This is a genomic window from Rhodoferax sp. AJA081-3, assembly GCF_017798165.1.
In the GTDB taxonomy this organism is placed as follows: domain Bacteria; phylum Pseudomonadota; class Gammaproteobacteria; order Burkholderiales; family Burkholderiaceae_C; genus Allorhodoferax.
This window is the reverse complement of the sequence record NZ_CP059068.1, coordinates 1-23,107: the sequence shown is the minus strand read 5'-3', so window position 1 is coordinate 23,107 and position 23,107 is coordinate 1. Positions and strand designations below refer to the sequence as shown.

Annotated in this window: 23 protein-coding genes and 1 tRNA gene; 1 reads left to right on the top strand and 23 read right to left on the bottom strand. The window is 57.4% G+C overall.

What is annotated here, in order from left to right:
• Positions 1 to 2: 2 nt before the first annotated feature.
• The 22 genes from HZ993_RS00120 to HZ993_RS00015 form a co-directional block, all read right to left on the bottom strand.
• A complete protein-coding gene (locus HZ993_RS00120; RefSeq protein WP_209395259.1) occupies positions 3 to 434 on the bottom strand; it encodes a DUF1178 family protein in 432 nt (143 codons plus the stop codon).
• Positions 435 to 449: 15 nt separating this feature from the next.
• Positions 450 to 1,940, bottom strand: a complete 1,491-nt coding sequence (gene nuoN / locus HZ993_RS00115; RefSeq protein WP_209395258.1) for an NADH-quinone oxidoreductase subunit NuoN — start codon at positions 1,938 to 1,940, stop codon at positions 450 to 452.
• 29 nt (positions 1,941 to 1,969) lie between these two features.
• Positions 1,970 to 3,442: an NADH-quinone oxidoreductase subunit M gene (locus tag HZ993_RS00110; protein WP_209395257.1), complete on the bottom strand. Its 1,473-nt coding sequence runs from the start codon at positions 3,440 to 3,442 to the stop codon at positions 1,970 to 1,972.
• Positions 3,443 to 3,454: 12 nt separating this feature from the next.
• Complete coding sequence (nuoL, locus tag HZ993_RS00105; RefSeq protein WP_209395256.1) at positions 3,455 to 5,479, bottom strand: NADH-quinone oxidoreductase subunit L; 2,025 nt, start codon at positions 5,477 to 5,479, stop codon at positions 3,455 to 3,457.
• Between the two features lie 96 nt (positions 5,480 to 5,575).
• Entirely contained in the window at positions 5,576 to 5,884 is a 309-nt protein-coding gene (gene nuoK, locus HZ993_RS00100) for an NADH-quinone oxidoreductase subunit NuoK (protein WP_209395255.1), read from the bottom strand.
• Complete coding sequence (locus tag HZ993_RS00095; protein WP_209395254.1) at positions 5,881 to 6,525, bottom strand: NADH-quinone oxidoreductase subunit J; 645 nt, start codon at positions 6,523 to 6,525, stop codon at positions 5,881 to 5,883. The genes nuoK and HZ993_RS00095 overlap by 4 nt, the downstream gene beginning before the upstream one ends.
• A 25-nt stretch (positions 6,526 to 6,550) precedes the next feature.
• Positions 6,551 to 7,072 (bottom strand): NADH-quinone oxidoreductase subunit NuoI, encoded by a 522-nt coding sequence (gene nuoI / locus HZ993_RS00090; protein ID WP_209395253.1) that lies wholly within the window; start codon positions 7,070 to 7,072, stop codon positions 6,551 to 6,553.
• Between the two features lie 10 nt (positions 7,073 to 7,082).
• A complete protein-coding gene (gene nuoH / locus HZ993_RS00085) occupies positions 7,083 to 8,171 on the bottom strand; it encodes an NADH-quinone oxidoreductase subunit NuoH (RefSeq protein WP_209395252.1) in 1,089 nt (362 codons plus the stop codon).
• Complete coding sequence (nuoG, locus tag HZ993_RS00080; protein WP_209395251.1) at positions 8,168 to 10,318, bottom strand: NADH-quinone oxidoreductase subunit NuoG; 2,151 nt, start codon at positions 10,316 to 10,318, stop codon at positions 8,168 to 8,170. Before nuoG ends, nuoH begins: the two co-directional genes overlap by 4 nt.
• Before the next feature lie 12 nt (positions 10,319 to 10,330).
• On the bottom strand, positions 10,331 to 11,686 hold the full coding sequence (gene nuoF / locus HZ993_RS00075) for an NADH-quinone oxidoreductase subunit NuoF (RefSeq protein ID WP_209395250.1): 1,356 nt from the start codon (positions 11,684 to 11,686) through the stop codon (positions 10,331 to 10,333).
• Positions 11,683 to 12,171 carry an NADH-quinone oxidoreductase subunit NuoE gene (gene nuoE / locus HZ993_RS00070; RefSeq protein ID WP_209395249.1) on the bottom strand — a complete coding sequence of 163 codons (489 nt, stop codon included), beginning with the start codon at positions 12,169 to 12,171 and terminating at the stop codon, positions 11,683 to 11,685. Before nuoE ends, nuoF begins: the two co-directional genes overlap by 4 nt.
• Entirely contained in the window at positions 12,168 to 13,421 is a 1,254-nt protein-coding gene (locus HZ993_RS00065; RefSeq protein WP_209395248.1) for an NADH-quinone oxidoreductase subunit D, read from the bottom strand. The genes nuoE and HZ993_RS00065 overlap by 4 nt, the downstream gene beginning before the upstream one ends.
• A 12-nt stretch (positions 13,422 to 13,433) precedes the next feature.
• Positions 13,434 to 14,042, bottom strand: coding sequence for an NADH-quinone oxidoreductase subunit C (locus HZ993_RS00060; protein ID WP_209395247.1), 609 nt, complete (start codon positions 14,040 to 14,042; stop codon positions 13,434 to 13,436).
• A gap of 8 nt (positions 14,043 to 14,050) precedes the next feature.
• The gene (locus HZ993_RS00055) at positions 14,051 to 14,530 is read right to left on the bottom strand and encodes an NADH-quinone oxidoreductase subunit B family protein (protein ID WP_209395246.1); all 480 of its coding nucleotides are present in this window, start codon (positions 14,528 to 14,530) and stop codon (positions 14,051 to 14,053) included.
• Between the two features lie 3 nt (positions 14,531 to 14,533).
• A complete protein-coding gene (locus HZ993_RS00050) occupies positions 14,534 to 14,893 on the bottom strand; it encodes an NADH-quinone oxidoreductase subunit A (RefSeq protein WP_209395245.1) in 360 nt (119 codons plus the stop codon).
• A gap of 61 nt (positions 14,894 to 14,954) precedes the next feature.
• A tRNA-Leu gene (locus HZ993_RS00045) sits at positions 14,955 to 15,039 on the bottom strand.
• A gap of 128 nt (positions 15,040 to 15,167) precedes the next feature.
• Entirely contained in the window at positions 15,168 to 15,524 is a 357-nt protein-coding gene (gene secG, locus HZ993_RS00040; RefSeq protein ID WP_209395244.1) for a preprotein translocase subunit SecG, read from the bottom strand.
• A 41-nt stretch (positions 15,525 to 15,565) separates the two neighbouring features.
• The gene (gene tpiA / locus HZ993_RS00035; RefSeq protein WP_209395243.1) at positions 15,566 to 16,309 is read right to left on the bottom strand and encodes a triose-phosphate isomerase; all 744 of its coding nucleotides are present in this window, start codon (positions 16,307 to 16,309) and stop codon (positions 15,566 to 15,568) included.
• Positions 16,306 to 17,328 carry an NAD(P)H-quinone oxidoreductase gene (locus HZ993_RS00030; RefSeq protein WP_209395242.1) on the bottom strand — a complete coding sequence of 341 codons (1,023 nt, stop codon included), beginning with the start codon at positions 17,326 to 17,328 and terminating at the stop codon, positions 16,306 to 16,308. Before HZ993_RS00030 ends, tpiA begins: the two co-directional genes overlap by 4 nt.
• A 69-nt stretch (positions 17,329 to 17,397) precedes the next feature.
• Entirely contained in the window at positions 17,398 to 19,515 is a 2,118-nt protein-coding gene (gene pnp / locus HZ993_RS00025; RefSeq protein ID WP_209395241.1) for a polyribonucleotide nucleotidyltransferase, read from the bottom strand.
• A gap of 243 nt (positions 19,516 to 19,758) precedes the next feature.
• Positions 19,759 to 20,025 carry a 30S ribosomal protein S15 gene (gene rpsO / locus HZ993_RS00020; protein WP_209395240.1) on the bottom strand — a complete coding sequence of 89 codons (267 nt, stop codon included), beginning with the start codon at positions 20,023 to 20,025 and terminating at the stop codon, positions 19,759 to 19,761.
• 186 nt (positions 20,026 to 20,211) lie between these two features.
• Positions 20,212 to 21,504: a branched-chain amino acid ABC transporter substrate-binding protein gene (locus HZ993_RS00015; protein WP_245213760.1), complete on the bottom strand. Its 1,293-nt coding sequence runs from the start codon at positions 21,502 to 21,504 to the stop codon at positions 20,212 to 20,214.
• A gap of 94 nt (positions 21,505 to 21,598) precedes the next feature.
• Between HZ993_RS00015 and HZ993_RS00010 the strand changes: the two genes are divergently transcribed.
• Positions 21,599 to 21,979 carry an Hsp20/alpha crystallin family protein gene (locus HZ993_RS00010; protein ID WP_209395239.1) on the top strand — a complete coding sequence of 127 codons (381 nt, stop codon included), beginning with the start codon at positions 21,599 to 21,601 and terminating at the stop codon, positions 21,977 to 21,979.
• Between the two features lie 6 nt (positions 21,980 to 21,985).
• Here HZ993_RS00010 and tsaD read toward each other — a convergent pair whose 3' ends face one another.
• Positions 21,986 to 23,107, bottom strand: coding sequence for a tRNA (adenosine(37)-N6)-threonylcarbamoyltransferase complex transferase subunit TsaD (gene tsaD / locus HZ993_RS00005; RefSeq protein WP_209395238.1), 1,122 nt, complete (start codon positions 23,105 to 23,107; stop codon positions 21,986 to 21,988).

Below are 23,107 nucleotides of genomic sequence, written 5' to 3'. Positions count from 1 at the left end.
CGCTACTGCAATCGCTCTTTGGGCACCATCGGTAGGGGCAAGGCCAGGACCTCAATGCCTTCGTCCGCTAAGGCCTGTGTTTCGTCCACCGTTGCGGTGCCTCGAATACCGCGCGACTCTGTCTCACCATAGTGGATTTTGCGGGCTTCTTCTGCAAAATCGCTGCCCACGTCGGTCGTTTCAGAAACCAGTTTTTTGACCAGCGCCTGCAGTGCATCGCTGGGTGCGGCGCTTTTTTCGCTGGGGGATTGTGGTGCTTCGCGCGAACCTGAGAGTGAGAGGCGTGGTGCGCTCAGTTTTTTGGAAACCGCAGGATCACCGCACAGTGGGCAATGCACCAGTGACTTCTGGTGCTGTTCCACAAAATCCGCCTCGGAGCCAAACCAGCCTTCAAATACATGCCCCAGCGTGCACTGCAGATCCAGCACTTTCACGGGGTACAGCCTCGGTCAGGTGCCCAGCATCTGGCGAATGGCATTACCGCACAGGGCCAATAAGCCACCGGGCAACAAGCCCAACACCAGCACCAGGCCACCGTTGATACACAACACCACCCGTACATCCAGTGGCGCCACCACGCTGCTGGCGGTGATGGGTTCGTCAAAGTACATGACCTTGATGACGCGCAGGTAATAGAAGGCGCCAATCAGCGACATCAACACGGCAAATACGGCGATCCCCAGATGGAAAGCCTGACCCGACGCCACCAAGGCCTGCAGGACCGCCAGCTTGGCATAGAAACCCACCAGTGGAGGAATACCCGCGAGCGACAAGAGGCATACCGCCATCACACCGGCATACAAGGGGCTGCGCTGGTTCAGGCCTGCCAGATCGGCGATTTCTTCACTTTCAAAACCTTCTTGCGACAACAGCAGCAAGATGCCGAAACTCGCGAGTGTGGTCAAGACGTAAGTGATGACGTAGAACATCGCCGAGCTATAGGCGTTGGCGGTGAACGTGAGCGAATCCCCGCTGACCACGCCCGACATGATGCCCAGCAACACAAAACCCATTTGTGAAATGGTGGAGAACGCCAGCATGCGTTTGACATTGGTCTGCGCGATGGCAGCCAGATTACCAACGAGTAAAGATCCCACCGAGAGCATCAGCAACATCTGTTGCCAATCCATGGCCAGGGGCAGCATGCCCTCCACCAGTAGTCGCATGATCATCGCAAACGCCGCCAGTTTGGGAGCACCACCAATCATCAAGGTGATGGCCGTGGGTGCGCCCTGGTAGACGTCGGGAATCCACATATGGAAAGGAACCGCGCCCAGCTTGAAGGCCAGACCCGCCACGATGAACACCAGTCCAAACACCAACACCTGGTGGCGAATTTGACCGGAAGCGATGGCCTTGAAGATGGCGGTGATATCCAGCGAACCGGTAGCCCCGTACACCATGGACATGCCATACAACAGGAAACCGGAGGCCATGGCCCCCAGCACAAAATACTTCATCGCCGCTTCGGTGGCTGTTGCATTGTCACGCCGTAGCGCAACCAGCGCATAACTGGACAGGGTCAGCAATTCGAGACCCATGTAGATCACCAACAGGTTGTTGCCGGAGATCATGACTGACATGCCCAACAGTGCAAAAATGCTGAGGGTGAAAAGTTCACCACCGCGCAACATGCCACGGTGCGCTGAATAACCACGCGCATAGACCAGGGTCACCATCACGGCGATGGTCGCAAAACACTTCAGCCAGTTGCCCATGGCATCGCTGACCACCATATTGCCAAAGCCGTACAGCGTAGCGCCGCTGAGGGCCCGTTCTGCCTGCAGATACGCCACCACAGCCAAAGTCGCCAGTGTCAGCACATAGGTTTTACCCCGCAAGGCGGTCTTGACGCCGAGGTCCATCAAGGCGATGACACAGGCCATCACCAAGAGCACCAAATCGGGCAAGGCTACGATCCAACTGATTTTGTCAATCATCTTTCGTCTCTCAGTTCAGTTTGATCAGTTCACAACTTGGAAATCGCAACGTGCTTGAGCAGCTGCGCTACCGAAACGTCCATGACGTCGGTGAAAGGCTTGGGGTACACCCCCATCCACAACACGGCGGCAGCAAGCAACGCCAGCATCAGAAACTCGCGGGCGTCGATGTCTTTCAAGGCCTTCACATCGTCGTTGACAACCGGGCCCAGGTACACCCGCTTGAACATCCACAAGGTGTAGGCGGCACCAAAAATCAGGGCCGTGGCGGTCGCAGCGCCAATCCAGAAGTTGAACTTGATGGCAGCCAATATCACCATCCACTCGCCGACAAAACCGGCAGTACCGGGCAAACCGCAATTGGCCATGGCGAAGAAAAGCGAGAAAGCCGCAAACTTGGGCATGGTGTTGACCACGCCACCATAACTTGCAATTTCGCGCGAATGCACGCGGTCATACAACACACCGATGGACAGGAACATGGCGCCCGACACAAAACCGTGGGCAATCATCTGCACCAAACCGCCCGACATGCCCAGGTCGATGAAGATATAGAAGCCCAGAGTCACAAACCCCATGTGGGCGACCGAGGAATAGGCCACCAGCTTCTTCATGTCTTCCTGGACCATGGCTACCAGACCCACGTAGACCACAGCAGTCAAAGACAAGGCAATCATCAACCAGGCCCACTCGTGGGCCGCGTCAGGTGCTATTGGCAGCGAGAAACGCAGAAAACCATAGGCACCCAGCTTCAACATGATGGCCGCCAACACGGCAGAGCCGCCCGTAGGGGCTTCGACGTGCACATCGGGCAACCAGGTGTGCACCGGCCACATTGGAACCTTAACGGCAAACGCAGCAAAGAAGGCAAAAAACAGCAGTGTCTGGCTACGACTGTCGAGGCGAAGGGCATGCCAGGTGGCCAGATCAAAACTGCCGCCCGATTTGGTGTACAGGAATATCAGTGCGATGAGCATCAACAGCGAGCCCATCAACGTGTACAGAAAGAACTTGAACGCCGCGTAAATCTTGTTCGGACCACCCCAAATGCCGATGATCAGGTACATGGGGATCAGTGTGGCTTCGAAGAACACGTAGAACAGCAGACCGTCCAATGTGGAAAACACACCAATCATCAGGCCGCTGAGAATCAGAAACGCAGCCATGTACTGGTTGACACGGCGGGTGATGACCTCCCAACCGGCAATCACTACGATCACATTGATAAAGGCGGTCAACAGCACAAACCACAACGAGATGCCATCCACACCTAAGTGGTACTTGACGTTGAAGCGGTCAATCCAGGCGGCGTTTTCCACAAACTGCATGGCAGCGGTGGACGTATCAAACTGCGCGTACAGCGGCAGGGTCACCAGGAAACTAACTACTGCGCCAACCAGCGCCAACCAGCGCACGGCCCGCGCTTGTTCGTCACGCCCCAGCGCCAGCAAAACCAGACCGAACGCAATCGGCGTCCAAATCGCCAGGCTCAACAATCCCATGTTCTTCTTCTCCTACTTGAGCCAAACAAAATACGTCATGAGCACAAAGATCCCCAGGATCATGACCAAGGCGTAGTGGTACAGGAAACCGGTCTGAACCTTGCGCACCGAGCCCGAAATCCAACCCACCAGTTTCCAGGAACCGTTCACCACGGTGCCATCGATGATGGCTTGGTCTCCACCCTTCCACAAAACGGTGCCCAGCCCGCGGGCGCCTCGGGCCAAAATGTTCTCGTTGATCCAATCCAGGTAGTACTTGTTTTCCAGCAGGTTGAAAACCGGCAGGAAGGTCTTCTTGATTGCTGCGGGCCACTCAGGCTTGAGCATGTAGAACACGTAAGACAAAGCCACACCGGCCACGGCCAACCAGAAAGGCAAGGTAGACAATCCATGCACGGCCATTGCGACGGGGCCATGGAATGCCTCGCCCAACTCTTTCATCGCCGGGTGCAATTGCGCGTTCACAAAAATGGCATCTTTGAAGAAATCGCCAAACAGCATGGGCTGAATCGTCAAATAACCAATCAGCACAGACGGTATCGCCAGCAGAATGAGAGGCACAGTCACCACCCAAGGCGACTCGTGCGGCACATGGTGATCACCATGGTGTCCGTGGTCGCTATGGTGGTCGTCGTGGTGTGCGTCCGGGTTCTGGTCAAAACGCTCTTTGCCATGGAACACCAGGAAGTACATGCGGAAGGAGTAAAACGCCGTCACAAACACACCCGCCATAACCGCAAACTTGGCAAAGCCTGCTCCGGGCAGATGGCTCTCCATCACTGCTTCAATGATGCTGTCTTTGGAAAAGAAGCCAGAGAACAATGGTGTTCCGATCAAGGCCAAGGAACCCAGCAGAGACGTGATCCAGGTGATGGGCATGTACTTGCGCAGGCCACCCATCCAACGGATGTCCTGGTTGTGGTGGCAACCCATGATGACCGAACCGGCTCCGAGGAACAGCAGCGCCTTGAAGAAAGCGTGTGTCATCAAGTGGAAGACCGCCACGGAGTACGCGGAGGCTCCCAGCGCGACCGTCATATAACCCAACTGCGATAGCGTGGAGTAGGCCACGACACGTTTGATGTCGTTCTGGATGATGCCCAGAAAGCCCATAAACAAGGCTGTAATAGCGCCGATCACCATGATGAAGCTCAATGCAGTGTCGCTCAGTTCAAACAGCGGCGACATACGGGTCACCATGAAGATGCCGGCTGTCACCATGGTGGCCGCGTGAATCAAGGCAGAGATCGGTGTAGGACCTTCCATGGAGTCAGGCAACCAGACATGCAAGGGGAACTGGGCCGACTTCCCCATGGCACCGATAAACAGGCAAATGCAGATGACCGTGATCAGCATCCACTCCGTGCCTGGCAGCGTCAAGCTGGCCAGTTCAGAAGACTTGGCAAAAGCTTCGGTGTAGTTCAGAGTGCCAGCATAGGCAGCAATCAGACCAATGCCCAGGATGAAACCAAAGTCACCCACACGGTTGACCAAGAAGGCCTTCATGTTGGCGAAAATAGCCGTGGGTTTGTTGTACCAGAAGCCGATCAACAGATACGACACCAGGCCCACCGCTTCCCAACCAAAGAACAACTGCAGCATGTTGTTGCTCATGACCAGCATCAACATGGAGAAGGTGAACAACGAAATGTAGGAGAAGAAACGGTTGTACCCCTCGTCTTCTTCCATGTAGCCTATGGTGTACAGGTGCACCATCAGGGACACGAAGGTGACGACACACATCATCATCGCGGTCAGGCCATCGACCAGAAATCCGATCTCCATTTTCAGGCCACCCACCACCATCCAGGTGTAGAGGGTCTCATTCAGACGGGCACCATCCATGGCGACCGACTTCAGTGTCATGACCGACAACACGAAGGCGATTAACACGCCCAGAATCGTCACGGAGTGGCTGGCACGGCGGCCCATCACATTGCCGCCGAACTGGGTTCCCAGCACGCCAGCGAGTATGGAACCCACCAAAGGCGCCAGGGGCACCCACAGCAGCGTAGAAGCAGACAGGGTTTGGCTCATATGTTAGACCGCCCGAAGGGCCGCCCCAAGGGCGGGATGCGCCCCCTCGGGGGGCAGCGAAAACACGAAGTGGAAAGCGTGGGGGTACATATCTGCTTAACCCTTGAGCGTATTGAGTTCGTCCACGCTGATACTCGACTTGTTGCGGAACAGCAGCACCAGAATGGCCAGGCCAATAGCGGATTCGGCTGCGGCCACCGTCAGAATGAAAAACACAAATATCTGCCCGTGCATGTCATTCAGGTAATGGGAAAACGCAACGAAATTTGTATTGACTGCCAGCAACATCAGTTCAATCGCCATCAGCAGAACAATCAGATTGCGCCGGTTCAGGAAAATACCCACGACGGACAAGGCAAACAGAATGGCGCCCAAGGACAGGAAGTGACCCAGTGTCAAGATCATGCTTTTTTCTCCTCTGAAGCGGCGTCAGCTGCGGGTGTTGGAACGGCTGCCTGGGTTGCGGCGTACTTGACCACAGAGAGTCGGTCTTTGGCCTTGACGCGCACCTGGTCGGAAACATGGATGAATCGGGAATCCTTGCGTGCACGCAGGGTCAGTGCAATCGCGGCAATCATGGCAACCAGCAGAATGGCAGCGGCGACTTCCAGCGGATAGATATATTGCGTGTACAGCAACTTGCCCAATTCTTTGGTATTGGATGCGCCCGCCACCACCGCTGTACTGGGCTCTTCGACCACGCGGAACCCACCCATCAACACGGCAGACATTTCCAGGGCGATGACCACACCAATGAGCGCCGCAAAGGGAAAATGCTTCCAGAAATCACGGCGCAAGTTTTCCAGATTGATGTCCATCATCATGACAACAAACAGGAACAACACCATCACCGCGCCGACGTAGACCAGAATCAGTGTGATGGACAAAAACTCTGCCTTCAACAGCATCCAGATCATGGATGCCTGGAAAAACGTCAGCACCAGGAACAGGACGGCGTGAATGGGGTTACGGGCTGTGATCACACGGAATGCTGCCAACAGCATGACCGCGGAGAACACATAAAACAGACCAGTCGTGACACTCATGATTCAAATTCTTTCTTGCGACGGATCAGCGGTATTTGGCGTCAAGCTGTCGATTGGCCGCAATCTGCCCCTCGTAGCGATCTCCCACCGCAAGCAGCATCTCTTTGGTGAAATACAAGTCAGAACGCGACTCACCGTGGTACTCAAATACTTGCGTCTCCACAATCGAATCAACCGGGCAGCTCTCTTCGCAAAAGCCGCAGAAGATGCATTTGTTCAGATCGATGTCATACCGGGTCGTACGGCGCGAACCGTCGTCCCGCATTTCGGACTCAATCGTGATGGCCATGGCGGGGCATACGGCTTCACATAACTTGCAGGCAATACAACGTTCTTCGCCGTTCTCATAACGACGCAAGGCATGCAGCCCGCGAAAGCGGGGTGACAACGGTGTTTTTTCTTCCGGATACTGGAGCGTGACTTTGCGGCGGAACGCATAACGCCCTGTCAGGGCCAAGCCCTTGAACAGCTCCCACATCAAAAAGCTACTCAGAAAATCCTTCAGCGAAAACGCCAACGGTTTTTGGGCAACGGTATTTGCAGACATAGATGTGCTCTTACTTCCAAATGTTGTAGGGAGCCGGCAACTGCATCCATGCGCCTACTACGACCAACCAAACCAGGGTCACGGGTATGAATACTTTCCAGCCCAAGCGCATGATCTGGTCAAAGCGAAAGCGCGGAAACGTCGCACGCACCCAAATGAAGAACGACATGAACATGAATGCCTTGAGACCCAGCCATATCCAACCGGGAATCCAGTTCAACAGCGGTGTGTCGATGGGCGACATCCAACCGCCGAGGAACAACAGTGTGCCCAGAAGGGATACCAGGTAAAAATTGGCGTACTCGGCCAACTGGAACATCGCAAACGACATACCCGAGTACTCAACCATATGGCCGGCAACAATTTCAGCCTCACCTTCCACCACGTCGAATGGATGGCGGTTGGTCTCGGCCATGCTGGAGATCACATAGACCACAAAAATAGGCAGCAACGGCAACCAGTTCCATGACAGGAAGGTCAACCCCATCCCAGCGAAGTGCCCCTGGCCTTGGCCCATCACAATGTCTGTCATGTTCATGCTGGACGACACCATCAGGACAACAACGAAGCAGAAGCCCATGGCGATCTCATAACTGACCATTTGTGCGGAAGCCCGCATCGCCCCCAGAAAAGCGTACTTTGAATTGGAAGCCCAGCCAGAGATGATGATCCCGTAGACCTCCATTCCTGCAATCGCCATCAAAAACAGCAATCCCGCATTGATGTTGGACAAGGCCACTTCCGGGCCAAAGGGAATCACGGTCCAGGCGGCCAAAGCTGGCGCAATCGTCATCACAGGGCCCAGAAAGTACAGCCCTTTATTGGCCGCTGCCGGAACCAGGATCTCCTTGGTCATCAACTTCAGTGCATCTGCAATCGGCTGCAACATGCCAAACGGCCCCACCCGATTGGGACCATGGCGCACTTGCATGTAGCCCAACAGTTTGCGCTCCCACAAGGTGGTGTAGGCGATCACGCCCATCAGCGGAAGCACGATGGCAAGAATCTTGATCAAGGCCCAGATGACGGGCCAAGCCAGTTCGCCCCACCACGGCGCAGCAACCAAGCCCAGACCAAAGTTGAACAGTGCGTCGATCATGCCAGCACCTCCTGCGCCACACCTGCCTGGTGAGCCGCTCGGCCGTCCGCTGTCAGTTGCAAGGACGAGGCACGCCGGACAATGCTGTCCAACTGGTAAATACCAGCCACGCAAGGCTCTGCCGTGCTGGCTGCAGATGCCGCCTGCCATGCACAGCTGTTGTTCAGCCGCTCAGCCGGTACCTGGCTTGGTACGCCACCCTCGTTTTGCGCATGCATGTGTTGCAAGACCTCTTGCGCAGATTCAAACTCGAATCCAGGCAGACCCAAAACATTGGCCAAGGCACGCAACACCTTCCAGGCGGGACGTGTCTCACCCAAAGGCTTGACGACGGCATAAAAGCTTTGCACACGTCCCTCAGCGCTGACAAACGTGCCCGGAGTTTCCGTGAATGGCGCAATCGGCAACAGCACATCGCTGCATTCCATATTGGCCTTGAACGGACTCAGGGTCACGACCATCTCGCACTGCTTCAAGGCAGAAACAGCAGCAGCTCCGGCAGCCGAATCAAACTCGGGCTCGTTGTTCAATAGGATCGCGGCTTTCAAGCCGCCAGCCAACATTTGTGCAGCATTCAGACCCTTGTTGCCTGGCAGAGCACCCGCCAATTGCGCACCAACGGTGTTGGCTGCTTCGGTCAGGTATCCAAAGGCAGCGCCTGTTTGTGCGCCAATCCAGTTGGCCAACGCGAGAATCTGGCTGGCCTGTGCGTGGTGTGCTGCTGCATTGCCCAACAAAATTGCCTTGCGCTCGCCACCCAACAGGGACTGGGCGATGCTTTTCGCGGTATCGGTTGCCTGGCCGCTGAGCGGGGCCGAAACGCCCTTCTCTGCTGCAATGACCGACGCAATATCGGCCAGGGCCTGCACCCACTGCGCAGCAGGAGCCAGCAGGTGATTGCGGATGGGCATGCCCCAATCGGAAGTATTCGTATTGACCACGCTGATCACACATCCGCGTTTGTTGGCCTGGCGAATGCGCTGGGCAAACAGGGGATGGTCCTTGCGCAAGTTAGACCCGACAACCAGCACACGCTCCAGATTGGACAAATCTGCAATCGACATGCCCAGGTAACGCGCGCCACTCGCGCTGTGGCTGAAGTCGGCGTTACGCAGGCGGTAATCAATGTTTTCGCTACCCAGACCACGCACCAAGGCGCCGGCCAAGTACAGCTCTTCCAGCGTGCTGTGGGGGCTGACCAAGGCACCAACGGAGCCTGCGCCATGTGAAGACTTGATGCCCTGCAAACCATGGGCCACATACTCCAACGCAGTCTGCCAGTCCACACTCTTCCACTCGCCGCCTTGCTTGAGCATAGGCGTGGTGAGCCGCTCACTGCTGTTCAGGGCTTCATAGGAAAAACGGTCACGATCGGCGATCCAGCATTCGTTGACGGCTTCATTTTCCAAGGGAACAACCCGCATAACGGTGTTGTTCTTCACCTGGACCACCAGATTGGTTCCGGTGGAATCGTGGGGGCTGACCGACTTGCGGCGCGACAGTTCCCAGGTACGGGCGCTGTAACGGAAAGGTTTGCTGGTCAGCGCACCCACCGGGCAAATGTCAATCATGTTGCCCGACAATTCCGAATCAACGGTCAGGCCAACAAAGGATTCAATCTCAGCGTGCTCACCACGGTGGGACATGCCCAACTCCATGGCGCCTGCAATCTCCTGTCCAAAACGCACGCAGCGTGTGCAATGGATGCAGCGACTCATTTCTTCCATGGAAATCAGCGGGCCGATATCCTTGTGGAACACCACGCGTTTTTCTTCCTCGTACCGCGAGGACGAACCACCGTAGCCCACAGCCAAATCCTGCAACTGGCACTCACCGCCCTGGTCGCAAATCGGGCAATCCAGTGGGTGGTTGATCAGCAAAAACTCCATGACAGACTTTTGTGCCTTGATCGCCTTGTCGCTCTTGGTGCGGACAATCATGCCCTGCGTCACGGGCGTTGCGCAAGCCGGCATGGGCTTGGGCATCTTTTCCACATCAACCAGGCACATGCGGCAGTTGGCCGCAATGCTGAGTTTCTTGTGGTAGCAGAAATGGGGAATGTAGGTGCCCGCCTTTTCGGCCGCATGCATGATCATGCTGCCTTCGACAATGTCAACCTTCTTACCGTCGAGTTCGATTTCGATCATCTTGTCACTCGTTTAGACGTAGGCGGGGACCATGCAGGTCTTGTGCGTTACGTGGTGCTCAAATTCGTGTCTGAAGTGCTTGATCATGGCGCGCACCGGCATGGCCGCAGCGTCGCCCAATGCACAAATCGTGCGACCCATGATGTCGTTGGCAACGCTGTCCAGCAGGTCCATATCGGCCGGGCGTCCATGGCCGGTCTCAATGCGATCCACCACGCGAGACAACCACCCGGTGCCTTCGCGGCAGGGTGTGCACTGGCCGCAGGATTCATGCATGTAGAAATAGCTCAAGCGCTGCAGGCTCTTGACCATGCAACGGCTGTCGTCCAGCACGATCACCGCGCCTGAACCGAGCATGGAGCCGGCCTTGGCGATGGAGTCGTAATCCATGGTGCAGTCCATCATGATGGAGGCAGGCAGGATGGGAGATGAGGATCCACCAGGAATCACGGCCTTCAGCTGGCGACCGGCGCGCACGCCACCGGCGAGCTCCAGCAGCTTGGAAAAAGGCGTACCCATGGGCACTTCAAAGTTGCCGGGCATTTCCACATCACCACTGACGGAATAGATCTTGGTGCCGCCGTTATTCGGCTTGCCGCATTCCAAATAGGCTTGTCCGCCGTTGCGAATGATCCAGGGGACCGCCGCAAAGGTTTCGGTGTTGTTGATCGTGGTCGGCTTGCCGTACAGGCCAAAGCTGGCAGGAAATGGTGGCTTGAAGCGCGGCTGGCCTTTTTTGCCCTCCAGCGATTCCAGCAGAGCCGTTTCTTCCCCACAGATATAGGCACCAAAGCCATGGGCCGCATGCAGCTGGAAGCTGAAGTTGCTGCCCAGGATGTTATTGCCCAGCAGACCCGCCGCACGGGCTTCTTCGAGCGCCTCTTCAAAGCGCTCGTAAGTCGAAAAGATCTCGCCGTGGATGTAGTTGTAACCCACCGAAATGCCCATCGCAAAGGCGGCAATGGCCATGCCTTCGATGACGATATGGGGGTTGAACTCCATGATGTCACGGTCTTTGCACGTGCCCGGTTCACCCTCGTCCGAGTTGCAGACCAGGTACTTTTGACCGGGGAACTGGCGGGGCATGAAGCTCCACTTCAGTCCCGTGGGGAAGCCCGCACCGCCCCGGCCGCGCAAGGCGGACTCCTTGACCGTTGCAATGACTTGGTCTTGCGTCATGGGCTCGCCGCCACCGATACCCAATACCTTACGCAGGGCCTGGTAACCTCCCCGCGCCTCGTAGTCTTTCAGGCGCCAGTTGGCACCATTCAGGCCAGCAAAAATCTGGGGGTTGATGTGGCGATCATGGAAACAGGTTTGCACGCCGGTGGCGCGAAACTGGGAAAGGATATGCTGGGCCGTCATCATTTGTTCTCCACCGCCCGCAAACCGTCCACCAACTGGTCCAGCTTCTCCGGTGTCATGAAGCTGCACATGGAACGGTCATTGACCAGCATGACGGGAGAGTCGGCACACGCGCCCAGGCATTCGCTCTGTTGCAGCGTAAACATGCCGTCTGGCGTGGTCTGCCCCATGGAGATACCCAGCTTTTTTTCAAGATAGTGCAGCGTGTTTTGGCCTTCGCGCAACTGGCATGGCAAATTGGTGCACACGTTGAGCTTGTACTTGCCAACGGGTCGCTGGTTGTACATGTTGTAGAAGGTCGTGACCTCGTGCACGGCCATGGGTGGCATACCCAGGTATTCGGCCACCTGGGCTTCGCTGTCGGTGCTGACATAACCCAACTCCTGCTGCACGATGGCCAGGCAGGCCATCACGGCGGATTGGGCTTGGTCGGCGGGGTACTTTGCCACTTCTTTGGCAAAACGTGCCTTGGTAGATTCAGAGATCATCGATCAATCTCTCCAAAAACGATATCCAGGGTACCGATGATGGAGACCACATCGGCAATCATGTGGCCCTTGGCCAATTCATTGAGACCCGCCAGGTGCGGAAAACCGGGCGCACGGATCTTCAGGCGGTAGGGCTTGTTGGCACCTTCGCTGACGATATAGACGCCAAACTCGCCCTTGGGGTGTTCCACCGCTGCATAGGCCTCGCCCTCGGGCACGTGGAAACCCTCGGTGAAGAGCTTGAAGTGGTGGATCAACTCTTCCATGCTGGTCTTCATGGATTCGCGCGAAGGCGGCGCAACCTTGTGGTTATCGGTGATGACCGGACCGGGGTTGACCCGCAGCCAATCGACGCACTGTTTGATGATGCGGTTGGACTGCTTCATCTCTTCCATACGGACGAGGTAGCGGTCGTAGACATCACCTGTACTACCCACTGGAATGTCAAAGTCCAGCTTGTCGTACACGTCGTAGGGCTGCTGCTTGCGCAAATCCCAGGCCTGTCCAGTGGCACGCAACATGGCACCGGTGAAACCCAGGTTCAAGGCACGCTCGGGGGTTACCGGGCTGATGCCAACACAGCGTTGTTTCCAGATGCGGTTTTCTGTCAGCAGGGTGTGGTATTCCTCCAGGCACTTGGGGAAGCGCTGCGTGAAGTCATCAATGAAGTCCAGCAACGAACCCTTGCGGTTGCGGTTGAGTTCTTCAACTGCCTTGGCGTTGCGCACCTTGCTTGCCTTGTGCTGGTTCATGGTGTCCGGCAGGTCGCGGTACACACCACCCGGACGGATGTAGGCCGCATGCATGCGGGCACCACTGGCCGCTTCGTACATGTCGAAAAGGTCTTCGCGCTCGCGGAAGGTGTAGATCAGGATGGTGGAGCTACCACAATCGTTGCCGTGGGAACCCAGGTACATCAGGTGGTTCAGCAGACGCGTGATCTCGGCATACATCACGCGGATGTATTGCGCACGGATCGGCACTTCAATGCCCAGCATGCGCTCCAGGGCCAGGCAGTAGGCATGCTCACTGCACATCATGGACACATAGTCCAGACGGTCCATGTAGGGCAGGCTCTGGATATAGGTCTTGGTCTCGGCCAGTTTTTCGGTGGCGCGGTGCAAATTGCCGATATGCGGATCGGCCCGCTGGATCACTTCGCCATCGAGCTCCAGCACCAGGCGCAACACGCCGTGTGCTGCCGGGTGCTGGGGTCCGAAATTGAGGGTGTAGTTCTTTATTTCAGCCATGGTTCAAAGCGCTTAGTGCAGGCCCCCATAGTTGTCTTCACGGATGATGCGCGGCGTAATTTCGCGCGCCTCAATGGTGACGGGCTGATACACGACGCGCGCCTGCTCGGCGTCATAACGCATCTCCACATAACCCGTAGTGGGGAAGTCTTTGCGGAAGGGATGGCCGATGAAACCATAATCCGTCAGGATGCGGCGCAAGTCATTGTGGCCATCAAACATGATGCCAAACAGGTCAAAGGCTTCACGTTCATACCAGTCTGCAGCGGCCCAAACATTGGTAACGGACTGCAGCAGCGGCATGGCGTCATCGGTCGCAAACACCTTTAGGCGCAAACGCTGGTTCAGGCTGACGGACAAGAGCTGAAGGACCACACAAAAACGCGGACCCTCGTAGGCGCCGCCTTTGTATTCGGAATAGTCCACGCCACACAAGTCGATCAGCTGCTCAAACTTGCAACCAGAGTCATCTCGCAAAATTTGCGCAGCAGCATGGTAGTTGTCCGCAGACACCACGGCTTCAACCTCACCCAGTGCAATGGATGTACGTTGCAACTTGTCACCCAAGGCCGCAACAATGGCCGCCTGAATGGTCTCAGGCGTTACGGAAAATGTTGTCATAAACCCCTTCAGGCCCGCGCGATGGTTTCTGTGCGGCGAATCTTGAGTTGCAATTGCATGATGCCGTAGATCAGCGCCTCCGCTGTTGGTGGGCAGCCGGGCACGTATACATCCACGGGCACGATGCGGTCGCAGCCGCGCACAACAGAATAACTGTAGTGGTAATAACCACCGCCATTGGCGCACGACCCCATGCTGATCACGCGGCGTGGCTCCGACATCTGGTCATAGACCTTGCGAAACGCTGGCGCCATCTTGTTGGTCAACGTGCCCGCCACAATCATCAGATCGGACTGGCGCGGACTGGCACGGAACACTTCGGCACCAAAGCGGGCCAAGTCGTAACGCGCTGTGGCGGAGTGCATCATCTCCACGGCGCAGCAAGCCAAACCAAAGGTCATGGGCCACACCGAACCGGTCCGGGCCCAATTCATCACCGAGTCGTAACTGGTGGTGACAAAGCCTTCTTTTAGTACACCTTCAATCATTTGTTACTCCCAGTCCAGGGCACCTTTTTTCCACATGTACACAAAGCCAATGGTCAGCACAGCCACAAACTCCAAACCGATCAGAAAACCGAACAACCCCAGCTCCTTGAGCGCAACAGCCCACGGAAACAGAAACGCAGTTTCCAAGTCGAACAGAATAAAAAGGATAGCAACAAGGTAGTAACGAACGTCAAACTTCATGCGGGCGTCTTCAAACGCCTCGAAGCCGCATTCGTAGGGGGAGTTTTTTGCGTCATCCGGCTTATTGGGGCCTAGGATGTAGCCAATGGCTTGTGGCGCGATGCCGATGGCGACGCCTACTAAGATGAACAAGAGAGCAGGAAGATATTGATCGAGGTTCATCTTGTGCGTTTCTTATCACCATTTCAGGCCTGCTCACGTGCGAAGCAGGTCAAATACCATTTGGTGCCGTCGGCGAGACTCGAACTCGCACAGCTCTCGCCACTACCCCCTCAAGATAGCGTGTCTACCAATTTCACCACGACGGCGGCTTTTTTTGTCTGCGTAGCGTGAGGAACCCGAAGGTGTTTTGCATTTCAGACAAGCATAGAGTTTACCCTGAATTTACCCCTCGCCCTCCGGGGACAAGGCAATTAAAACAGGGATTGCTCTGTGATTATTTTGCAGGGATTTGGCCAACGCCAGAGGCCGCAACTGCAGGTGCCGAAGCCGCCTCAGCGGTGGCAGGAGCCACAACAGCAGCACTCTCCAGAACACTGGAGGATGTCGCCGGACGCAGGTTGCCAAAGTAGGCCAAGGCCAATGTGCACACAAAGAAGACCGTGGCCGCCACAGCCGTTGTCCGCGACAGAAAATTGGCACTGCCGCTGGCGCCAAACAGGCTACCCGAACCACCGCTTCCAAATGCAGCACCCATATCAGCACCTTTGCCGTGCTGCACCAGGATCAAACCGATCATGGCCAAGGCGGACAACATCTGAACCGTCAAAATAATCGTCAATACAACATTCATTCTCTACTCCTAAAAACGGGAAATTCGCTGCAGGCGCTGGTTCAGCGCGCTGCGGCAATGATGGATAAAAAGTCTGCGGGCTTGAGGGACGCGCCCCCGACCAGTCCGCCGTCGATGTCTGGCTGCGACAGCAGTTGCGCGGCATTGGCCGCGTTCATGCTGCCGCCGTACAAAATGTGCACCCGGTCCGCGTGCGCGGTTGCTGCCTGCAGTTGTGCGCGCAACACGGCGTGCACCTGTTGGGCTTCTTCCGGGCTGGCGGTCTTGCCGGTACCAATCGCCCACACCGGCTCGTACGCCACAACGATCTCACTGATGCAATGGCCGTTGGTATGGATCACCGCCGCCAACTGGCGTTTGACCACTTCTTCGGTACGCCCTGCATCACGCTCGGCCAGCGTCTCGCCCACACACACAATCGGCGTGATGCCAGCGGCCAGCGCACGCTGCGCCTTGGTTGCAACCAGGGCGTCGGTTTCACCATGGTATTGGCGGCGCTCCGAGTGGCCTACCAGGCAATAACGGGTCGCAAATTCACGCAACATGCCGGCCGACATTTCGCCGGTAAAGGCACCCGACTCATGCTGGGACACGTCTTGCGCACCCAGGTCGATACGGGTTCCGGCTACCAGCAGTTGCACCTGTGCCAGATATGGCGCAGGCACACAGACTGCGACCAGACACTGGGCGCTGCCAGCCCCCGCCGCCAGCGCTGCCACCAGGGCCGCGTTGGACTGCAACGAGCCGTTCATCTTCCAGTTACCTGCAATCAGCTGTTTTTTCATGCTTGTACTTCCCAAGTCAAAACAATCTTGCCCACATGCTGGTTGGATTCCATCAGGGCATGCGCCCGTGACGCACCACTGCCGCTGGTGTGCTCTGCATCCACCGCCGGAAACACGCTGTGCACCACCGGCTTGACGCGTCCCGCAGCCAGCAAAGGCCAGACCTGCTGCAAACAGGCCTTGGCAATCGCAGCTTTGAACGCCACCGGGCGCGCACGCAAAGTCGAGCCGGTGATGGTCAGACGCTTGCGCATCACCAAGGCAGAATTGAATTCAGCCTGCACACCGCCCTGCACGGCGATGATGACCAGACGGCCATCTTCAGCCAGGCATTGCACCTCTTTGGCAACATAACTGCCAGCCACCATGTCCAGCACCACGTCGACACCACGGCCTTCGGTCAGGCGCAAGGCCTCAGACTGGAAATCCTGGGTCTTGTAGTTGACGGCATGGTCCGCGCCCAGCGCCAGGCAGGCGGCACATTTTTTGTCGCTGCCAGCCGTGGCAATCACCTTGGCACCCAAGGCCTTGGCGATCTGGATGGCCGTGACACCAATGCCGCTGGTGCCGCCCTGCACCAGCAGGGTTTCACCGGCTTGCAAGCCACCACGGTCAAACACATTGCTCCACACGGTGAAGAATGTCTCGGGCAGCGAAGCCGCCTCGACATCACTCAACCCCCGGGGCACCGGCAGACACTGGCCAATGGGCGCCACGCAGTATTCTGCGTAACCACCACCTGCCACCAAGGCACACACGCGGTCGCCCACGCTCAGGCCGGCTTGCGCCATGGCCTCAGCATCGCCGCCTTCGATGACGCCAGCAATTTCCAACCCTGGAATGTCAGACGCACCGGCAGGCGCAGGGTACATGCCCGCACGCTGCAAGACGTCTGGCCGGTTGATGCCGCTCGCGCGTACGCGCACCAGCACCTCGCCCGCACCGGCAACCGGCAACGGACGATCCCCCAGACGCAGAACGTCCGGGCCGCCAAAGGATGGAATTTCAATAACTCTCATAGCCATTTCAACCGATAGCCCCCGTCGGTATTACCTGAGGAGCTATCGAATTGCTAGCAGATCGTTGATTTAGCCTTGGTCTGCAGTTTGGACTGGACGGTCCAACAGGGCCTTCATGGACAGCTTGATGCGGCCCTTCTCGTCGGTTTCCATGACCTTGACCTTGATGATCTGGCCTTCGGTCAGGTAGTCGGACACCTTCTCCACACGCTCGTGTGCGATCTGGCTGATGTGCAACAGGCCGTCTTTGCCGGGCAGCAGATTCACCAGGGCACCGAAGTCCAGCAGCTTGGTGATGGGGCCTTCGTAGACCTTGCCGATTTCGACTTCAGCCGTGATCTGCTCGATGCGGCGTTTGGCTTCTTCTGCCTTGGCGGGATCAGCCGATGCGATGGTGATGGTGCCGTCTTCGTCGATGTTGATTTGCGTGCCGGTTTCTTCGGTCAGCGCACGGATCACGGAACCGCCCTTGCCGATCACGTCACGGATCTTCTCGGGGTTGATCTTCATGGTGAACAGACGCGGTGCGAAGTTGGACACTTCGGTCTTGGCTTCAGCCATCGCTTCTTGCATCTTGCCCAGAATGTGCATGCGCGCTTCCTTGGCTTGGGCCAAAGCGACTTGCATGATTTCCTTGGTGATGCCCTGGATTTTGATGTCCATCTGCAGCGCGGTAATACCGTTGGTGGTGCCGGCGACCTTGAAGTCCATATCACCCAGGTGATCTTCGTCACCCAGAATGTCGGTCAACACCGCGAAGCGGTTGTCTTCCTTGATCAGACCCATGGCGATACCAGCCACGTGGGCTTTCATAGGCACACCAGCGTCCATCAGCGACAGGCAGCCGCCGCAAACGGAAGCCATCGACGAAGAGCCGTTGGATTCGGTGATTTCGGAAACCACACGCATGGTGTACGGGAAGTCTTCCTTGGAGGGCAACACGGCTGCCAGCGCGCGCTTGGCCAGACGGCCGTGGCCGATTTCGCGGCGCTTAGGGGTACCGACACGGCCGGTTTCGCCAGTGGCGAACGGAGGCATGTTGTAGTGCAGCATGAAGCGGTCTTCGTATTCGCCGGAGAGTGCGTCGATACGCTGTGCATCACGTTCGGTGCCCAGGGTGGTCACCACCAGCGCCTGTGTTTCACCACGGGTGAACAGGGCGGAACCGTGGGTACGGGGCAGCACGCTGTTGCGGATTTCGATAGCGCGCACAGTGCGTGTGTCGCGGCCGTCGATACGGGGCTCGCCCGCCAGAATCTGGCCGCGAACGATCTTGGCTTCGATTTCAAACAGCAGACCTTCGATGGCCACTGCGTCGAAAGAAGCGCCGTCGGCCTTCAGGGCAGCCATGACTTCGGAGTAGGCAGCGCGGCAAGCTTGCGTACGGGCTTGCTTGTTGCGGATTTGGTAAGCAGCTTCCAGCTTGGCTTTGGCCAGACCGTCGATCTTGGCGATCAGGGCTTCGTCCTTGGCAGGAGCTTTCCAGTCCCAGACCGGCTTGCCAGCGTCACGCACCAGTTCGTGGATCGCGTTGATGGCGATCGCGCTTTGTTCGTGGCCGTAAACCACACCACCGAGCATGATTTCTTCGGACAGCTGTTGTGCTTCGGACTCGACCATCAGCACAGCGGCTTCGGTACCGGCAACGACCAGATCCATGATGGAGTCTTTGCGCTGGGTCTGGCCAGGGTTCAACACGTATTCGCCATTGACGTAACCGACGCGGGCTGCGCCGATGGGGCCGTTGAACGGCACGCCAGAGATGGACAGAGCTGCGCTCACTGCGATCATCGCAGCGATGTCAGCGTCCACTTCAGGGTTCAACGACACTGTGTGGATCACCACGTGCACTTCGTTGAAGAAACCTTCGGGGAACAGGGGGCGAATGGGGCGATCAATCAGGCGGCTGGTCAGCGTTTCAAATTCGCTGGGGCGGCCTTCACGTTTAAAGAAGCTGCCGGGGATCTTGCCTGCGGCGTAGCTCTTTTCCAGGTAATCAACGGTCAGGGGGAAAAAATCCTGGCCGGGCTTGCCTTCGGTCTTGGCAACCACGGTGGCCAAAACGACGGTGCCGTCCATGTCCAACAATACGGCGCCGGTGGATTGCCGCGCGATTTCGCCGGTTTCCATCGTGACGGTGTGTTGACCCCATTGGAAGGTCTTGGTGACTTTGTTGAAAATGCTCATTGTTTTATCTCCTGATAGTGCGGGAACCCGCTGGCAGGTAAAGGCCACCTGCCAAGCCCGGAGGCAACAACGCAGAACACGATGCCATTCCAGAGAAACTCACATTGCGGTTCAAAAAAACCGCCAATTTCCGTGGAATGACACAGCTTCGCTCTGTTTTTGCCGTCTCCGAAGTAAAAAACGCCTGAGCTAGTGAACTAACTCAGGCGTCTGTCATTTGATGCAGCGCTAAATATACGCAGCTTACTTACGCAGACCCAACTTGGCGATCAGAGCAACATAACGGTCGTGGTCTACGCGGTTCAGGTAGGCCAACAGGCTCTTACGTGTGTTAACCATGCGAACCAGGCCGCGACGACCGTGGTGGTCCTTGGCGTGGGTCTTGAAGTGGGGCATGAGTTCGTTGATGCGGGCGGTCAGCAATGCAACTTGCACTTCTGGGCTGCCGGTATCGGATGGGCTGCGGGCGTTGTCTTTGACAACAGCGGCTTTGATGCTGGATGCGATCATGGCTATATTTCCTGTCATGTCGGGACCTCTGCTGACCATTGATTAGCCGCGAGTCCCTGGTTTCTGAACTTGCGCCAGGTGCTGGAACTGCTCCTGGCGTGCGCCTTGCCGAATGCAAAGCCTGTCGATTATAGCCCGATACGGAAAACTGTGTACAAACCGTCCACAGTCCCGTGCCCACAAGGCTCAGGGCCGCTGCATCTTGCAGGTGGTGGGCAGCTCGGCTGCCTCGGGCGCCAGGGTCTTGACCACCCGGAATCCGTAGCCGGAGCCTTCTACATCGAATTTGACGCCCGGCGTCCCCTGGCGCTCCATGACCCCCACCACCAGTGGCTGCTGGAACTGGTGGTCCGCAGCGCGCATGCTGCCTGATTGGCCGCCCAGACTCACTTTGACCTTTTCGAGTTGCGCCGCAACCGCTGCGATATCGGTACTGCCCGCAGCCTCCAAGGACTGCGCCAGGGCTTCGACCAGCAACTGCATCCGCATGTGGACGTAATCGTCCGCTGCCAAGGGGTAACGCACGCGGAACGACTTGTAAAAGGCTTCGCTGCCGGCGGTTTGCACATTGGGCAACCAGTCGGCTACGGCCACCACCTTGCCAATACCAGCCTCGCCAATGGCGGCTGGCGCACCGAGTGCATTGCCATAAAAGGTGTAGAACTTGCCTTCAAAACCCACATCCTTGGCGGCCTTGATCAACAATGTCAGGTCATTGCCCCAATTGCCGGTGATAACGGCCCCTGCCCCACTGGCCTTGATCTTGTTGGCATAGGGCAGGAAGTCCTTCACCCGCGCCATGGGGTGCAACTCCTCACCAACAATGGCCACATCCGGCCGCTGCACGCCCAACTGGCGGCGCGCCTCGCGCAACACAGACTGACCGAAGCTGTAGTCCTGGCCAATCAGGTACACACCCTTAAGTGCCTTGTCGTCCTTGATGACGTCCATCAGGGCGGCCATTCGCATGTCGGCATGGGCATCAAAACGGAAATGCCAATAGCTGCACTTCTCATTCGTCAGCACCGGGTCCACTGCGGAGTAGTTCAGGAACACCACACGGCGCGCCGGATCGCGTTCGTTGTGCTTGTTGATGGCGTCAATCAAGGCCGCTGCATTGGCAGACGAGTTGCCTTGCAGCACAATCCGCGCGCCGTTGTCGATGGCCGATCGAAGCACCGACAAGGCTTCTTCGTTCTGGCCCTTGCTGTCGTAGCGCTCCAGCACCAGCATCTGGTTGCCACCGGCAGCGGCAGGCAGTTTCACCCCACCACGCGCATTCACACGCTCCACCGCCCAGGCCAGGTTGCGAAACACGGCTTCACCCGCATTGGCGTTTGGCCCAGTCAGGGCCTCGACCATGGCCAGTTTGATAGGGGACGCAGCCGGCGCTTGCGCAGAGGCTGCACCCATCGCAAAAGGCAGGGCACATAGCGCCACCGATACGGTTTTCAAGACCCAACGGTTAAGAATAAACATCTGATTTTTTTCTTGAAAAATGGAAGAAGAGTCGCAGCTTAGATCCATGCGGCGCTCGCTGTGAGAGCCGCGCAGTGTACTAGGAGTACCCACCATGTTTTTCGCTACCACCGCCCGCCCCCAACTGAACCGCCACGCCTACGCCAACACCGGTCGCACGCTGGAGCGTTTCATGGACGAAGCACTGCGCGCCAATACCAACAAAGCGGCAACTTACACCCAAGACGAAACCAGTTTCACACTGACCCTGGACGTGCCCGGCATTGCCAAGGACCAACTGAGCATCGCCATCGAAGGCGCTGTGGTACGCATCAGCAGCAAGGAAGGCGCACCCCGCCGTTACAACGCCGCGTATGAATTGCCACTGGACATCGACACCGCCACCAGCGAAGCCAAGCTGGAACACGGCGTGTTGACCCTGAAGCTGGTCAAGAAAGTTCCCGTCAGCAACGCCGCTGAACTGGCGATCCAGTAAAACTGTTTACAGGCTATCCAGCGGCCAACGCGGTTTGACATCAAACGCATAGGTCCTGGTAGCCTGCTGCAGGCCACTTTGCAGGCGCATGGCAGCGGCCATGGCAATCATGGCACCGTTGTCGGTGCACAAATGCAGCTCCGGGTAATGCACCCGCACATGGCGTTTGGCGCAGGCCGCATTCAGCTGCTCGCGCAGGCTGCGGTTAGCTCCCACACCACCGGCCACCACCAAACGCTGCAAACCGGTTTGTTTCAGCGCCGCCAGGGATTTTTTCACCAGCACTTCGACGATGGCAGCCTGTGTAGATGCTGCCAAGTCATTGCGCTGCTGCAAGGGCAAGGCCCCAAAACCTTCGGTGCTGCCACCATTGGGCTGGGCACTGGGTGCGGGCAGACCGGCCGCCAAGGCCGCCTCCGACGCCACCATACGTTGCGCCTGGACTAACACCGCAGTCTTGAGCCCCGCGAACGAAAAATCCAGATTGCCACTGTGCAACAAGGGTCGCGGCAGTTTGTAGGCCGTGGGGTCACCCTGCTCCGCCATTTTGGCCAGAGCCGGCCCACCCGGATACCCCAAGCCCATCAGCTTGGCGGACTTGTCGAAAGCCTCACCCGCCGCATCGTCAATCGTCTCGCCCAAGAGTTCGTAACGCCCTACCCCATCCACCCGCATCAGTTGTGTATGCCCGCCAGACACCAGCAGGGCCACAAACGGAAACTGCGGCGGGTCTGCGCTGAGAAAAGGCGACAACAAATGCCCTTCCAGGTGGTGCACACCAAGCACTGGTTTGTCCAGAGCCGCGCCCAATGCACACGCCACACCGGCCCCCACCAACAGGGCACCGGCCAACCCCGGACCACGGGTGTATGCCACGATGTCCACATCGGCCAGTGTCCGACCACTGGCTTCCAGCACCTCGTTGGTCAGCGGCAATACCCGGCGGATGTGGTCGCGGCTGGCCAATTCGGGCACCACACCGCCAAATGCCTGGTGCATGTCGATCTGGCTGTACAGCGCGTGTGACAACAAGGTGGGCATGGCCTGACCCTGCCATTGGACCAGGGCCACACCGGTTTCATCACACGAGGACTCGATGCCCAGCACCAAACATTTTTCATCAACCAT

Bases quoted from the DNA above. Each gene is read 5' to 3' on its own strand.
- nuoN (WP_209395258.1), bottom strand. From the start codon at position 1,940: ATGATTGACAAAATCAGTTGGATCGTAGCCTTGCCCGATTTGGTGCTC.
- HZ993_RS00110 (WP_209395257.1), bottom strand. From the start codon at position 3,442: ATGGGATTGTTGAGCCTGGCGATTTGGACGCCGATTGCGTTCGGTCTG.
- nuoL (WP_209395256.1), bottom strand. From the start codon at position 5,479: ATGAGCCAAACCCTGTCTGCTTCTACGCTGCTGTGGGTGCCCCTGGCG.
- nuoK (WP_209395255.1), bottom strand. From the start codon at position 5,884: ATGATCTTGACACTGGGTCACTTCCTGTCCTTGGGCGCCATTCTGTTT.
- HZ993_RS00095 (WP_209395254.1), bottom strand. From the start codon at position 6,525: ATGAGTGTCACGACTGGTCTGTTTTATGTGTTCTCCGCGGTCATGCTG.
- nuoI (WP_209395253.1), bottom strand. From the start codon at position 7,072: ATGTCTGCAAATACCGTTGCCCAAAAACCGTTGGCGTTTTCGCTGAAG.
- nuoH (WP_209395252.1), bottom strand. From the start codon at position 8,171: ATGATCGACGCACTGTTCAACTTTGGTCTGGGCTTGGTTGCTGCGCCG.
- nuoG (WP_209395251.1), bottom strand. From the start codon at position 10,318: ATGATCGAAATCGAACTCGACGGTAAGAAGGTTGACATTGTCGAAGGC.
- nuoF (WP_209395250.1), bottom strand. From the start codon at position 11,686: ATGATGACGGCCCAGCATATCCTTTCCCAGTTTCGCGCCACCGGCGTG.
- nuoE (WP_209395249.1), bottom strand. From the start codon at position 12,171: ATGATCTCTGAATCTACCAAGGCACGTTTTGCCAAAGAAGTGGCAAAG.
- HZ993_RS00065 (WP_209395248.1), bottom strand. From the start codon at position 13,421: ATGGCTGAAATAAAGAACTACACCCTCAATTTCGGACCCCAGCACCCG.
- HZ993_RS00060 (WP_209395247.1), bottom strand. From the start codon at position 14,042: ATGACAACATTTTCCGTAACGCCTGAGACCATTCAGGCGGCCATTGTT.
- HZ993_RS00055 (WP_209395246.1), bottom strand. From the start codon at position 14,530: ATGATTGAAGGTGTACTAAAAGAAGGCTTTGTCACCACCAGTTACGAC.
- HZ993_RS00050 (WP_209395245.1), bottom strand. From the start codon at position 14,893: ATGAACCTCGATCAATATCTTCCTGCTCTCTTGTTCATCTTAGTAGGC.
- secG (WP_209395244.1), bottom strand. From the start codon at position 15,524: ATGAATGTTGTATTGACGATTATTTTGACGGTTCAGATGTTGTCCGCC.
- tpiA (WP_209395243.1), bottom strand. From the start codon at position 16,309: ATGAAAAAACAGCTGATTGCAGGTAACTGGAAGATGAACGGCTCGTTG.
- HZ993_RS00030 (WP_209395242.1), bottom strand. From the start codon at position 17,328: ATGAGAGTTATTGAAATTCCATCCTTTGGCGGCCCGGACGTTCTGCGT.
- pnp (WP_209395241.1), bottom strand. From the start codon at position 19,515: ATGAGCATTTTCAACAAAGTCACCAAGACCTTCCAATGGGGTCAACAC.
- rpsO (WP_209395240.1), bottom strand. From the start codon at position 20,025: ATGATCGCATCCAGCATCAAAGCCGCTGTTGTCAAAGACAACGCCCGC.
- HZ993_RS00015 (WP_245213760.1), bottom strand. From the start codon at position 21,504: ATGTTTATTCTTAACCGTTGGGTCTTGAAAACCGTATCGGTGGCGCTA.
- HZ993_RS00010 (WP_209395239.1), top strand. From the start codon at position 21,599: ATGTTTTTCGCTACCACCGCCCGCCCCCAACTGAACCGCCACGCCTAC.
- tsaD (WP_209395238.1), bottom strand. From the start codon at position 23,107: ATGGTTGATGAAAAATGTTTGGTGCTGGGCATCGAGTCCTCGTGTGAT.